Annotated in this window: 11 protein-coding genes; 7 read left to right on the top strand and 4 right to left on the bottom strand. The window is 64.1% G+C overall.

Annotated elements, in window-relative coordinates:
* Positions 1-756: 756 nt before the first annotated feature.
* A complete protein-coding gene (locus FHY04_RS14585; protein ID WP_221211803.1) occupies positions 757-1,686 on the bottom strand; it encodes a glycosyltransferase family 2 protein in 930 nt (309 codons plus the stop codon).
* A gap of 179 nt (positions 1,687-1,865) precedes the next feature.
* Here FHY04_RS14585 and gmd point away from each other — a divergent pair, with 179 nt between their 5' ends.
* The 7 genes from gmd to FHY04_RS14550 are packed head-to-tail and all read left to right on the top strand — an operon-like array spanning position 1,866 to position 9,533.
* Complete coding sequence (gmd, locus tag FHY04_RS14580) at positions 1,866-2,960, top strand: GDP-mannose 4,6-dehydratase (RefSeq protein WP_183936961.1); 1,095 nt, start codon at positions 1,866-1,868, stop codon at positions 2,958-2,960.
* 3 nt (positions 2,961-2,963) lie between these two features.
* Positions 2,964-4,472, top strand: a complete 1,509-nt coding sequence (locus FHY04_RS14575; protein WP_183936960.1) for an oligosaccharide flippase family protein — start codon at positions 2,964-2,966, stop codon at positions 4,470-4,472.
* A gap of 10 nt (positions 4,473-4,482) precedes the next feature.
* Positions 4,483-5,250: an FkbM family methyltransferase gene (locus tag FHY04_RS14570; protein ID WP_183936959.1), complete on the top strand. Its 768-nt coding sequence runs from the start codon at positions 4,483-4,485 to the stop codon at positions 5,248-5,250.
* Positions 5,247-6,275 carry a glycosyltransferase family 2 protein gene (locus tag FHY04_RS14565; protein ID WP_183936958.1) on the top strand — a complete coding sequence of 343 codons (1,029 nt, stop codon included), beginning with the start codon at positions 5,247-5,249 and terminating at the stop codon, positions 6,273-6,275. Before FHY04_RS14570 ends, FHY04_RS14565 begins: the two co-directional genes overlap by 4 nt.
* Entirely contained in the window at positions 6,272-7,324 is a 1,053-nt protein-coding gene (locus FHY04_RS14560; RefSeq protein WP_183936957.1) for a glycosyltransferase family 2 protein, read from the top strand. The genes FHY04_RS14565 and FHY04_RS14560 overlap by 4 nt, the downstream gene beginning before the upstream one ends.
* Positions 7,317-8,285, top strand: coding sequence for a GDP-mannose 4,6-dehydratase (locus FHY04_RS14555; RefSeq protein ID WP_183936956.1), 969 nt, complete (start codon positions 7,317-7,319; stop codon positions 8,283-8,285). The genes FHY04_RS14560 and FHY04_RS14555 overlap by 8 nt, the downstream gene beginning before the upstream one ends.
* Positions 8,286-8,291: 6 nt before the next feature.
* Complete coding sequence (locus FHY04_RS14550; RefSeq protein ID WP_183936955.1) at positions 8,292-9,533, top strand: class I SAM-dependent methyltransferase; 1,242 nt, start codon at positions 8,292-8,294, stop codon at positions 9,531-9,533.
* A 277-nt stretch (positions 9,534-9,810) separates the two neighbouring features.
* Here FHY04_RS14550 and FHY04_RS14545 read toward each other — a convergent pair whose 3' ends face one another.
* The 3 genes from FHY04_RS14545 to FHY04_RS14535 are packed head-to-tail and all read right to left on the bottom strand — an operon-like array spanning position 9,811 to position 13,868.
* A complete protein-coding gene (locus tag FHY04_RS14545; RefSeq protein ID WP_183936954.1) occupies positions 9,811-10,986 on the bottom strand; it encodes a hypothetical protein in 1,176 nt (391 codons plus the stop codon).
* A 59-nt stretch (positions 10,987-11,045) separates the two neighbouring features.
* Positions 11,046-13,235 carry a GumC family protein gene (locus FHY04_RS14540; RefSeq protein WP_183936953.1) on the bottom strand — a complete coding sequence of 730 codons (2,190 nt, stop codon included), beginning with the start codon at positions 13,233-13,235 and terminating at the stop codon, positions 11,046-11,048.
* A 12-nt stretch (positions 13,236-13,247) separates the two neighbouring features.
* Complete coding sequence (locus FHY04_RS14535; RefSeq protein WP_311725006.1) at positions 13,248-13,868, bottom strand: polysaccharide biosynthesis/export family protein; 621 nt, start codon at positions 13,866-13,868, stop codon at positions 13,248-13,250.
* Positions 13,869-13,970 lie beyond the last annotated feature (102 nt).

Here is a 13,970-nt window from a genome sequence, read left to right as displayed (position 1 = left end):
TCCGAAGCGAACTGGCGCGGGCTGATCATGGCCTTCGCCTTGTATGGTTCGCAACTTGCCTTCGTGACGATCCGCGCGACACCGGCGTACATCATCGCATCGGTCGCAGTCATGCAGGCCATTCGCGGGCAGAACCGGGCATTCCTGTTTACCGGACTGGCGATCTTCTTCCACATCTCTGCGGTGCTGGCGCTGATCCCCATCTTGGCGCTCTTCTTCAAGTCGAAGCTGACCTGGCTCAACTTCCTGCAAAAGCCGCGGGCGCTGATCATCACGTTCATCCTCGTCGGCGGGATCTTCGTCGCGGCCGGGTCGGCGATCTTCTCCGCAACGAGTTCGATCCTGAACAGCGTCCCGTTCCTCGGGAAGTATCTCGTTTTCGCGGTCGGCATGTCCGATGCGGGGGGCGTCGCCAGCATCACCTCGCGCTTCGCCGTCGGCCACTTCGTCCTGCTGGTCGCGATCACCATCTTCCTGGTCGCGTTCCTGCTGCTCAACGACCAGCGAACGCGCAGCGTCTCGATCTTCCTGATCGTCTCCTACGCCTTCTACGTTTTCACCTTCTTCGCGTTCTCGCCGATCGCGGCGTTTCGCCAGACGCCGTTCTGGGTGCTGCCCGCGTTCAGCATCTTCCCCTGGCACAAGGTCGGCTGGCGCAGCATCGGCCACTTCGTCTTTCTTGCTGTTGCGGGCGGAATGTTCGCCTTCCAGTTCAGCCGCGTCATCTGACGGCGCGCGCCGCGATCGCTTGGCCGCTCAGGTTCGATCGGCGTGCCCGCCAAACAGGATGGCGAGCAGTCGGCGCATGGCCTTGATCGTTTCGCGAACCTGCTCACCGGACCCGCTCAACAGGCCATGACCGATGCGACGGACAGGCTCGACCAAGAATATCCCGACGCCGACGATCGAGCGCCCCAGTATCCCATAATGCTTGCGCGCATAGACCAGACGGCTTTCGAACAGATAGGACAGCGCCTTGGCACGCGCCGTCCGACTGGTACCTCCAGTCCGGTGAAACACCGATTCCGACGCGAGATACTGGATCGCATAACCACGCTGCTGGACGCGCAGCGACAGGTCTAGGTCTTCGTAATAGACGAAGAACGTCTCGTCGAAGCCGCCGATCGCATCGAACAGCGCGCGCCGGATCATGAAGAACGCACCCATGACGTGCGGCACGGTCGAGTCATGCTCGTGATCGAATTCGACCAGCTCGACCGGCTTGAATGTCGCGGGCCAGAATTTCGAGAGCCCCGCACTCAGATTGAGAAACGTCATTGCTGATGGAAGTCGCGCACAGTGATTCGATGTCGTGCCGTCCTCGCCGACCAGCCTGATGCCGCACACGCCGATCTGCGCAGACTCCGGCCGCTCCATGAACGCGACGACGGAGGCAAGTGTCGGCCGGAGAAAGCGCGTATCGGGATTCAGGAACAGAACATAGTCCGAATCCCCCCCCGCCGTACCGAGGTTGCACGCGGTACCGAAGCCGAGGTTGCGCCCCGGCTCAATTAAGCGGACCCGTGCATCCGTCCGGCAAAAGTCCGCAGAGCCGTCTACCGAGGCGTTGTCGACGATCGTGACGGATCCCAACAGAGCCTGCTCATGCAGGAACAGCGACTCGATACAGTCTTTCAGCTGAGACCCAGCATTCCAGTTCACGATGACGATATCGACTGCTGGCAAGATGTTCACCCGAATTTCTGAGGACGGCTCGCCAGTGCGATATAACTGGCGGAGCCGCAACCCACAGCGCGGTTGCTTTTGGCGGTCGAGCGGCTAAGAACCCCGCTCGCCCGAGGAGCGGACGCGCGTCCCGCGCCGTGTTCGCCTTGCGCCCGGAAAATCAATGAGGTCTACGATCCATGTCGTCGGAAAGAAAAGTCGCCCTGATCACGGGTGTTACCGGGCAGGACGGCGCATATCTGGCCGAGCTGCTGCTTGAGAAGGGCTATATCGTCCATGGCATCAAGCGCCGCGCCTCGCTGTTCAACACCGCGCGTATCGATCACCTGTACCAGGATCCGCACGAAGACGGCGTCCGGTTCTTCCTGCATCATGGTGACCTGACGGACTCCACCAACCTTATCCGCATCATCCAGCAAGTACAGCCCGACGAGATCTACAATCTTGCCGCGCAAAGTCATGTTGCGGTGTCGTTCGAAGTCCCCGAATACACGGCGGATACGGACGCGCTGGGTACGCTGCGCATTCTCGAAGCGGTCCGGATCCTCGGCCTCGAGAAGAAGACGCGCTTCTATCAGGCCTCGACGTCGGAACTCTACGGTCTCGTTCAGGAAACCCCGCAGACCGAGCGCACCCCCTTCTATCCGCGGTCGCCCTACGCCGTCGCCAAGCTCTATGCCTATTGGATCACGGTGAACTACCGCGAGGCCTATGGCATGTATGCCTGCAACGGCATCCTGTTCAATCACGAGTCCCCGCTGCGCGGCGAGAACTTCGTGACGCGCAAGATCACGCGCGCGCTGGCCCGCATCAAGCTCGGGCTGCAGGACTGCCTGTATCTCGGCAATCTCGACGCCAAGCGCGACTGGGGCCATGCCAAGGACTATGTTGAGATGCAGTGGCTGATGCTGCAGCAGGACGAGCCCGAGGATTTCGTGATCGCGACCGGCGTTCAGTACAGCGTGCGCGAATTCGTGACCACCGCGGCTGCCAAGCTCGACATTGCGATCCGCTGGGAAGGGACCGGCGCCTCCGAAAAGGGCTATGCCGCAGACGGGCGTTGCCTGGTCAGCGTGGACGAGCGCTATTATCGCCCCGCCGAAGTCGAGACGCTACTCGGTGACGCGTCGAAGGCGCACGCCAAGCTCGGCTGGAAGCCCCGCATCGATTTCGACACGCTCGTCACCGAAATGGTCGAGGAAGACCTGCGCGCCGCCCAGCGCGACGAACTGATCGTCCAGCACGGATTTCGCGCGGCCGACTTCCACGAGTGAATGATGCGCGGCCGTGATGACATCATAGTCGGCATCGGCGCAACCGGCATCACGATGGCGGTCGGCCTTGCCGTGGTGCCGGTCTATATCCGGATTCTCGGTGTCGAAGCCTATGGGCTGGTTGGCTTTCTCGCGCTGCTCCAGGGCTCGCTGCAATTGCTCGACATGGGCCTGAGCCCGACGGTGAGCCGCGAAGTCGCACGCGCCGGAACGACCGGACACTATGCGGCGGCGATCCCGCTCTTTCGCACACTCGCGCGCCTGTATCTCGGCGTGGGACTGGTCATCGGCATCGCGCTTGCCGTCGCGGCGCCGCTGGTCGCGAGCCGCTGGCTTCACCCGGACGCGCTCGATATCGGCGTCGTCACGACCAGCATCGCGATCATGGGGCTGATCCTCGCATGCCGGTGGCCAGTCGGCATCTATAGCGGCGCGCTGATCGGCGCGCATCAGGTCCGAACCGTGAGCCTGATTACGCTGGCATTCGCCATCGTCAGCCAGATCGGCGGCGCCATCGTTATCGCGATCGTCCCGCGGATCGAGATCCTGTTCGTCTGGCAGGCCATCGCCGCGTTCATCCAGCTTCTGGTGTTCCGCACGATGACGTGGCGCCGGTTGGGATCGGAAGCCCGCGGTTCATTCGAACTCCGGACGCTTTCGACCATCTGGCGCTTCTCCGTCGGGATGAGCATTCTGACCGTGCTCGCCGTGACGCTATCGCAACTCGATCGTGCGATCGTCAGCAAGCTCGTCTCGCTGCAGGCCTTCGGACTTTACGCGCTCGCCAGCGTGATGGGGCGTGCGCTCTACGGCCTGATCAACCCGGTCTACAACGTCGTGTATCCCCGGTTTACCGCTATGCTCGAGCGCGGCGAGGATGACCGGCTGGCAGAGCGGTATGGCGAGTGGACGTCGCTGTTTTGCTCGTTCTTCTTCCCCGCGTCGATGGCGATCATCATCGCCGCTGAACCGATCGTCCGCTTGTGGACGGGAGACGCCGTAATCGCGCGTGAGGTCGCGCCGTTGATCGGACTGATCGCGGCCGGATCGGCGTTGCACGGCGCGATGTATTTTCCCTTCGCCGCGCAGGTCGCATCGGGTGACGCGCGAACGCCGGTCATCATCAATTTGATGCTGGTCGCCCTCTATGTCCCGCTTCTGCTCGTGTTCGTATCCATGAAGGGGATATTCGGCGCGGCCCTGGCCTGGTGCGTGCTGTTCGCGCTCTACGTGCCGCTCGGCACCTGGATTACTCATCGCCGGATTCTGCGATCAATCGCGCTGCGGTGGCTGTTTGGCGACGTCGGCATCGCATTCGCGATCAGCCTGGCCATTGCCGCGGTGACCATTCCGCTGTTGTGGCTGACGCCGATGCACGATGTGACCAGAATACTAGTCGCGGGTGCCAGCGCCGCGGTAGCAACCGGTGTGTGCTTTGCCGCGACGGCGCTGCGCTATGTTGCGGCGCGCGAACAGGCTGCATCGCTCCTGCGACGCCTGAGCTTTTCTTGAAGGAACGCCGATGACCTATTATTCGCAGTTCGGCGAAGACCGAATCCTGGAAACCATGTTTGCGCCGGACTATCGCGGCCAGTGCGTCGAGGTCGGCGCCAATGATGGCGTCTACGGCAGCACGACCTTGCGCCTCGAGCAGCTTGGGTGGTCGACCGTCCTGGTGGAACCGAACCCGGCATTGGCCGCAAAGCTGCGCCAGGAACGCAAGGCGCAGGTGTTCGAATGTGCAGCATCGGATCAGGCCGGCACCGCCACCCTGCATATCGCGGAGGGTGCACCGCATGCCGACGGGGTATCGCTTCTTGCGACGAACGAAGCCTCGGCCGCCAAGAAGATCGCGCGATTTGGGTTCGAGAGCAGGCCGATCGACGTTGCGGTCCGAACGATGGACTCGATACTGGCCGAAGCAAAGGCGACCCCGGGCATCGATTTCATCTCGATCGACGTCGAGGGCCATGAGATGAGCGCCCTGCGCGGGCTCGATCTCGATCGCTGGATCCCGACGATCCTGCTGATCGAGGACAACAGCGAGGGCACCGACCTCACGGTGCGCCGGTATCTCGCCGGCAAGGGCTATGTTCCGTTTCGCCGGACCGGCGTCAATGACTGGTATGCCCGTGAGGACAATCATGACCTGGCTTCGACCGATGCGCTATCTGACTATCAGCGCGCCACGGACGATATCCGCCGGGCCTATCGCCGCGGCGCGCCGCTGCGTCTCGCACGGAAAGTCCCCGGCGCGACGATGATCGTACGCTGGCTGCGTGGTCGATGACCAGCACGCCAGTCCTGACGATCGGCATTCCAACCTATAATTTTGGACACATCATCGGGGAAACGCTGAGCAGCATCACGGCTCAGCTTCCCGATGATGTCGAGATACTGATCGTCGACGGAGGATCGCGGGATTCGACGGAGGCGGTCGTACGATCATGGGCGGATCGATGTCCCGCCATCGTCTATCATCGCAAGGAAACCCGCGACGGCATCGATGTCGATATGGCACTGGTCGTCGAACTGGCGCGCGCGGACTATTGCTGGTTGCTGAGCGCCGACGATCTCGTCGAACCGGGCGCCGTGCAGACGGTCCTCGGCTATATTGCCCGCCGACCCGACGTCGTTCTCCTGTCGCACAGCAATTGCGACGCCGTGATGAAGACGATCCAGCCCCGCCATCCCGTACTTGCCGGCGCAACGCGGACGATCGCCGTGCGGGATCCGTCTTCCCAAGCCGCGTATTTCAAGGACGCGCTGACGTCGGAAGCACTGTTCAGCTTCATCTCCGGCCTCGTGGTGCGCCGTTCGACATGGAACGTCGACCGCGATACCGCGGATCTTCGGTACGGCAGCTGCTGGGCGCACGCGGCCCGCCTGCTGTTGCAGATGCGGCACCACGGACTGCAGATCGCTTTTGTATGCGATCCCCTGGTCCGTCGTCGCGGAGAGAATGACTCGTTTGCCGACCGTGGCATCGTGCCGCGTTACGCCTTGGCCATCGACGGCTATACGTCGCTCGTCGGCGACATCTTTGGCTACGACGGTATCGAATATCGCGAAACGCTCAGGATACTGCGAAACGAGTTCACGATCGTCATGTTCATGTATGCAAAACAGGCCGCGGCGCGCAAACCCGAGCGGGAAAGCTTGCAGGATCTGGAACGACTGTTCGACAAGATTTATCCCCGTTCGGCAGAGTTCGCGCTTGTCCGGCTGGCCTTCCGGCTACCGGCGACGACATTCATTTCGGCGTTCGAGGCGGCGAACGCGGTCCGCCACCGCGTACTGGGCCGTACCGCATGATCCGTCTTTCAATCTGCATCGCCACGTTCAAGCGTGCCGACATGATCGGGGAAACGCTGGACTCGATCGTCTCGCAGCTCGAGGACGGCGTCGAGGTGGTCGTGCTCGACGGCGCGTCGCCGGATAACACCGCGGACGTCGTCGCCGCCTATACTGCGCGGCACCCCGCCGTGCGCTATGTTCGCGAGTCGACGAATTCGGGGATCGACGCCGATTTCGACAAGGCGGTCGGCCATGCCCGCGGCGCGCATTGCTGGCTGTTTTCGGACGACGACACGCTGGTCCCCGGCGCGATCGCGGCGGTGCTCGCCGAACTCGCGACCAGCGATCCCGATCTCGTCGTGGTCGATGCCGAAGTTCGGGATCGTACCCTCGATACCGTCTTCGAACGGCGCCGGCTGAAGTTCGACGGGCGCAGGACCTATGGTGCGGCGGACGCCGATCGCATGCTGACCGATCTGGGCGACGCCCTGTCGTTCATCGGCTGCGCGATCGTCCGGCGGTCGACCTGGCTGTCCCGTGCGCGCCAGCCCTATTACGGCTCGCTGTTCGTGCATGTCGGCGTGCTGTTCCAGCACGGACTCGACCGGGTAACCGCGCTGGGCCAGCCGCTGATTCGCATCCGCATCGGCAATGCGATGTGGACCGCGCGCGGCTTCCATATCTGGATGTTCCTCTGGCCCGATCTGATCTGGAGCTTTCCAGGCTTCGCCGACACGGCAAAGGCCGACGTCGTCGTCCGCCACCCGTGGCGCCAGCCGCAGAAGCTGCTCGTCTGGCGGGCCTACGGCGTCTACGGCACGAAAGAGTATGACGAACGGCTCCGGCCGAACATCACGTGGAAAGACAAGCTCTGGATGTATCCCATCGCCATCCTGCCGGGCGCCGCCACCCATGCGCTGGTCGTCGCGTTGCTGAGCGCGCGCGGCCATGCACAGGCGTCGAGCGTCTACCAGCTCGTCGAGGGCAGTCGCTTCTCCAATCGCTTCAGCCGCTGGATCGCCGCACGTGGTGGCTACGGCACCGAACGGCCTGCGTCGCATGGGTGAGCGTAGCGCATTGATCACCGGTGCGACCGGTCAGGACGGGCGGCTGCTGACGCGGCACCTGCTCGCCCGGGGATACCGGGTGACGGGCACGTCGCGGCACGCCAACCCGGGCGATCGCAGCGTCGAGGGCATCGACCTGCGCCGCTGTGGACTGACCAGCCAGGACGAGGTGAACGACCTCATCGCCGAAATCCGCCCCGACGAGATCTACAACTTCGCCGCATTCTCGACCGGCTCGGGGATGTTCGACGATCCGGTCGCGATGGGCGACGTCAACGGCCAGGGCCCCGTGCGGATCCTCGAGGCGATCCGGACTATCGCGCCGGCGACGCGCTTCTGCCAGGCGTCGAGCAGCGAGATGTTCGGCGCGCGGTCCCCTGCCCCGCAATCCGCCGAGACGCGGCTCGATCCGCGCAGCCCGTACGGCGCCGCCAAGCAATATGCGCATGCGATGATCGACGCCTTCCGCGACCGACACGGCATCTTCGCCTGCTCGGCAATCCTGTTCAATCACGAGAGCGAGCTTCGGCCGACCAGCTTCGTGACCCGCAAGATCACCCGCGCCGCGGCACGCATCCAGGCCGGGCTCGACGATCATGTCATGCTCGGCGACCTCGATGCGCGACGCGATTGGGGTTATGCCGGCGATTATGTCGCGGCGGCCTGGACGATGCTGCAGGCCGAGCGACCCGCGGATTATGTCGTCGCGACCGGGCACACGCACAGCGTCCGTGACTTCGCCAGGACGGCGTTCGACATCGTCGGCCTCGACTACCAGCAATATGTTCGACTTGATCCACGCTTCAGTCGGCCTAGAGCCGGCGTCGAGCTGGTCGGCGACCCATCCGCGCTGCAGGCGCTTGGCTGGGCGCCATCGGTCAGCTTTCACGAGTTGGTCCGCCGCATGGTGGAAGCCGACGTCATGGACCTAGATATTCTCACCACAAGTCGCGAGGACTGATCGCCGATGTACCATAAAGCCAACGCATGCCGCATTTGCGGCAACACCAACCTCGAACTCGTGCTCGACCTCGGCGAGCAGATGCTGACCGGCGTTTTCCCCGCGAGCACCGACCAGGACGTCACCACCGGTCCGTTGCAGCTCGTCAAGTGCTTCGGCAAGGACGGCTGCTGCGGCCTGTTGCAGCTCGCGCACAGCTATGATCTCGGCGAGATGTACGGCGACAATTACGGCTATCGCTCGGGTCTGAACGCCAGCATGGTCGCGCATCTCAAGCGCAAGGTCGCGCATATCCGCTCTATGGTCGAACTCGCCCCCGGCGACCTGATCGTCGACATCGGTAGCAACGACAGCACCACGCTCCAGGCCTATGGCGATGTCGGCCTGACGCTGGTTGGCGTCGATCCGACGGGCACCAAGTTCCGCGAATATTACCCCGACTATGTCGACCTCATCCCCGACTTTTTCTCGTCGGCGCTCGTCAAGGAGCGGTTTCCGGGTCGCAAGGCGAAGGTCGTCACATCCTTCTCAATGTTCTACGACCTCGAGGCGCCCATGGAGTTCATGCGCCAGGTCCACGAGATTCTGGCCGACGACGGGGTCTGGGTGTTCGAGCAGAGCTACATGCCGCTGATGCTCGAGACCAATTCCTACGACACGGTCTGCCACGAGCATCTCGAATTCTACGCGCTGCGCCAGATCCAGTGGATGGCGGAGCGCGTCGGTCTGCATATCGCCGATGTCGAGTTCAACGACGTCAACGGCGGCAGCTTCTCGGTGACCGTCCGTCGCGCCAAGGATGGCGAGGCGATCGATCCGGCCGTGCAGACGATCCTCGACCGCGAGGCCGCAGCCGGTCTCGACACGCTCGAACCGTTCAACGCCTTTGCCGAGCGCGTTGCGGCATCGCGCACCGCACTGCTCGAATTCCTCGATCGCGCGCGGTCGGAGAACAAGACCGTCGCGGCGATCGGCGCGTCGACCAAGGGCAATGTGCTGCTGCAATATTGCGATCTGACCCCCGACCGCGTCGTCGCCGTCGGTGAGGTGAACCCGGAGAAGTATGGCAAGTTCACGCCGGGGACGTTCCTGCCGATCGTCGCCGAAACCGATCTTCTCGGTCAGTCGCCCGATTACCTGATCGTGCTTCCGTGGCACTTCCGCGCGTTCTTCGAAGGCTCGGCTGCGTTCAAGGGACAGACTCTGGTGTTCCCGCTGCCACAGCTCGAGACCGTGACCGTCGGCTGATGTCGGCAGGCGGAGCGGGGCGTTTCGCGCCCTGCTCCGCCACAGTTTCCTACGATCGACCGGAGACGCAAATCCGGTCCGGGCCCCCGGCACTCAGCTTGCCGACGGCCACGTCCCAGGCATTCAAACAGCCGCTAGGTGATCCGGGACGGATAACGCCGTCATATGGCGACCAGCCGCCCCCTGCCGCCACGCCCGGCGCTTACCGCGGCCGCGTCAGGCGCCGTTTCCCTTTATGCAGTACAGGCGCTATTGCAGCGCCGGCAGCGAGCTGCGCTCAGCCGCCGACGCGGTCGATGGCGACGCCGTCGACCCAGGCCGCGGCGCGCGCGCCATTCGGATCCTGCCGCATACCGAGCTCGAGCCACTGGACGGCGCAGCCATTCGGCACGCTGACCATCCCGGCCACGCGACGTGCCTTGGGCTGCGTATCGACCGTCAGGAGCGGGGTTCCGGCATCGGCGCAGGTCATCGTCATGTACGGGCGCCCCGCAGGCTCCCCCTCGATCGCGCCGACCTGTGCCGCGAGCCGATAGCGGCCGGGTGCCAGGAACAACAGCTGCCGTGCCGCGCGCGCGCCGTCGCCGCGCTCGCTGATGATCTCTAGTCGCCGACCCGGACCAAAGGATGCAACCGCAACGGTCAACGCGCCGTCGCTGTCATATTGCCAGTCGAACGGCGGCACGCCGCCATCCTTGTCGAAACCGCCATTGCGCAGGCGCTGCGTGACCTCGCCCGGTGCGACCAGGCCGTACAGATGGCGTGCGATCGCATAGTTGCCGCCAAGCGCGCTGTTGGTCGCCTGCGACGCGACGATGTCGCTGTCGGGAAACGCCTTGCCGCCCTTCGCGATCGCGGAAAACAGGTCAGCCTGCACCGGATAGGGCGTCGCGGCGTTCACCATGTATGCCAGGAACCGACGCCGCCACATCGGCGCGCGAAGCAGTTGCTGACCCAGCACCTGACGGATCTGCGGCTCGGTGCTCGCACCGACGAGGACGGGGAACAGCACCGCATCATAGGCGCTCGAGATGCGGAGGAGGATGTCATAATGAGCCAGCGCGCCGAGGATGTCGCCACGACCGACCGCAAGTTCGATCAGCGCCAATTGGGTCGGTGCGTCCCGCCGGGACAGCCGTTCGGCGGTTTCGAGCAGTTTGACCGACAAGGCCGAACCATCCGGCGCGGTCAGTCCCAGCACGCGCCACGATGCCGGCAGCGTGGCATCGCGGGCGAGCGCGGCGCGCGCATAGCGCCGGGGCTCGCTCGGGTCGCGGAGCTGCCCGTCCTCGACCAGCAGGCTCGTATCCGCCATCCGCGACAGCGCACGCGCATCGCCGGGAGCGAACTGCAGCGCGATGGCGGGACGCCGGTTGCGAAGCCCCGCCGCGACGCCTGAACAGACGACCGCTACCGCACTGCCGATCAGAACGACCAGCCAGAGCCCGATCACCCAGCGTGGCCACTCCGATGTCTTTGGCAGGGTCAACGATAACGAACGCCGTTTCGGCATCAGTCGTCGGTCCTTCTGCCATAGCCATAGCCATAGTCGTAACCATAGCCGTAACCGCCATTGTTGAGCGGCAGCTTGGTCATCACCGCGCCCGTCAGGCGCGCCCGTGCCTGGTGCAGACGATCGATCGCGATCAGCGCGAGGCGTGCCTTGATGCCGCGGGCCTCCATCACGAAGACCGTGCTCTCGGCGACGCTGGCGATGATCGGCGCATCCGCCAGCCCCATGACCGGCGGGCAATCGATCACGACGCAGTCATAACGCTCGCCAAGCTGACGCAGCAGGTCGGTGAACAGGTGGCCACGCAGCAGTTCGGCGGCGTTGGGCGGCGACTTGCCCGCGGTCATCACGTCGAAGGACAGCCCGTCGACCTTGTTGATCGCCTCACCGACATCGACCAGCCCCGACAGGACGGCGCTGAGGCCGATCTCGTTCGGAATGGACAGGTCGGCATGCAGCGACGGCGACCGCATGTCGGCATCAATCAGCAGCGTGCGCGAACCGGACCGGCCGATGACATAGGCAAAGGCGTGCGCCGTGGTCGACTTGCCCTCTGCCGGCCGGGTGCTGGTAACGGCCAGCGATCGCGGCAGCCCGTGGTCGGTCGAGAACAACAGGCTGGCCTGGATCGACAGATAGGCTTCCGTGAGCCCCGATTTCGGATCGCGAAGATCCTCCAGCGGGTGCGCGCTGCGGACATTGGGGACCCCGCCGAGCATCGGCAGGCCGATGCGCCGCTCGAAGTCCGCCGGATCGGCGATCGTCTCGTCGATCTGCTCACGGGCAAAGGCCAGTGCGAGACCGCTGAGAATACCAAGGCCAAGCCCGGCCAGCAGGTTCAACAACGGCCGCGGATAGGACGGACGCGTCGGGATCTGCGCGGTGTCGATCACCGAGATGTTGTTCTCGCTCGAACCCGCGGCGACACCGATCTCCTTCAGACGCTGCAACAGGCCGTCATAAAGCTGACGGTTCGTGTCCACCTCACGCTGGAAGATGTTGTACTGGATGCCGCTGCGGCGCTGGTCGAGGAACTGGACCCGCAACGCGTCGACCTGCTTCTGCAACAGGTTCTCACGCTGCTGCGCATCGCGGTACACGTTCTGCAGTCCGCCGGTCACCCGCGACTCCTCGCGCGACAGGCTCGCGTTGATCGCGGACAGCTGCGCCGACAGCGCCTTGGCGGGCGGATAGTCGGGCGAGAACTGCGTCATCAGTCGGGCGTAATCCGCCGACAGCTCGGCGCGACGCTGGCGCAGGCTGTTGATCGTCGCGTTGCTCAGCTGCTCCGAACTCGCGCTCGACCGGCTGCCTTCGATGCGGCTCTCGGCACGGATACGATCGGCAGTTGCCTCCGACAGCGCGGTGTTGAGCGCGCCGAGGCGATCGACCGTCAGCGAGCGCTCGGCGACCTTGCCGGATGCGTCCGATGCACCGATCGGCAGGCTGACGATGGCCTGGTTCTGCGCATAGCTGACGAGCTGGCGCTCGGACTGTTCGAGACGCTGGCGCAACTGGACAAGCCGACCCTCGAGGAACGTACGTGCATAGGCGGTCGCATCGTAGCGACGCTCGAGATTATACTCGATGAAGCTGGTGCCCCAGGTGCTCGCGACCTGCGCGGACAGCGTCGGGTCGGGGCTCGTCCATTCGATGTTGACCAGACGCGACGTGCGGATGCCCTCGACCGACACATTGGCGGTCAGGATATGCGCTGCCGCATCCTCGCGCGCGGCGCGCGACAGGCTCGACCGGCCGTTGGTGAAGCTGTCGGCGATCGTCGATGCGCGCATCGTCTCGAAAAACTGCTGGTTGTCGGCAAGGCGCAACTTGCGGACGACCCGGTCCGCCATCGCCCGCGACTCGAGGATCGTGTACTGCGTCTGGTAGAATTCCTGGTCGGCGGTGCTCGTTTCCGGCTCCACATTCTCGACATTGTTGAGGATGCGCGCACCCTCGCGGTTGATCTCGATCTGCGTCACGGCCGTGTATTTCGGCGTGGCGAGCAGCGTGATCAGGATCGCCGCCGCAAGGCAGACGACGATGGCGCCGACGATCGTCCATTTCCGACGCACCGCCATCATCAGATACTGGGTCAGCATCGGCGTCCGGCTGGTGGTTACCGCCAGATGCTCGTCACGGCTGGCCACGGCAAAGCCATCGTGCGAATTCGATTCGGAAGCATTCATGAAACGCTGCTCCTACAGACGCTGAAGCAGAACGACGATCGGCGTAACCAGCAGAGGCGATGCCTGCAGGATATCGCGGAACAACCGTCGGCTCGAAGAATCGCCGACCGCGATCACGTCGCTCGCGTAGATGTCGGGATCGGGATAGGTGCCGCGGCGGATGGCTTCCAGATTGTAGAGTGCCGCCATGTCCTGGCCGTTGATCGTACGGAACACGACGACTTCCTCGAGATTGGCGACGTCGCTGGCGCCCTTGGCGAGCGCGATCGCGCGGAGCAGCGTCATCTTGCCCATGATCGGGAACTGACCCGGCTGCTGCACCTGCCCGTAGACGGTGACGCTCTGGCTGGTCGTTTCCTCGAGGTTCACGGCGACCTGCGGCGTGCGGATATATTGCGCGAGACGCGTCCGCAGCAGGGCGCTGAATTCCTCCAGCGTCAGGCCGGCGCTCTTGATCGTACCCGCGAGCGGCAGCGAGATATTGCCCCCCGAATCCGCACGAATGGTCTGGTTGAGTTCGTCGACGCCAAAGACGCTGATCTTCAGCTGGTCGAACGGCGCGATCCGATATTCGCGTGACGAGCGGACGATATCACCCCCGGACGGCGCGGGCAGGTCCGTGTCCTTGGTCACGACCAGATGCGAGCCGGGCATCAGGGGCGGATCGTCCCGGACGCACGCTGTGAGGGAGGACGCGGCAAGGACCGCGATCAAAAAACGCCGCATCACTATATA

It is taken from the genome of Sphingomonas sp. BK481, assembly GCF_014194875.1.
GTDB classification, from domain to species: Bacteria; Pseudomonadota; Alphaproteobacteria; order Sphingomonadales; family Sphingomonadaceae; genus Sphingomonas; species Sphingomonas aerolata.
This window is presented reverse-complemented; position numbering and strand designations above follow the sequence as displayed.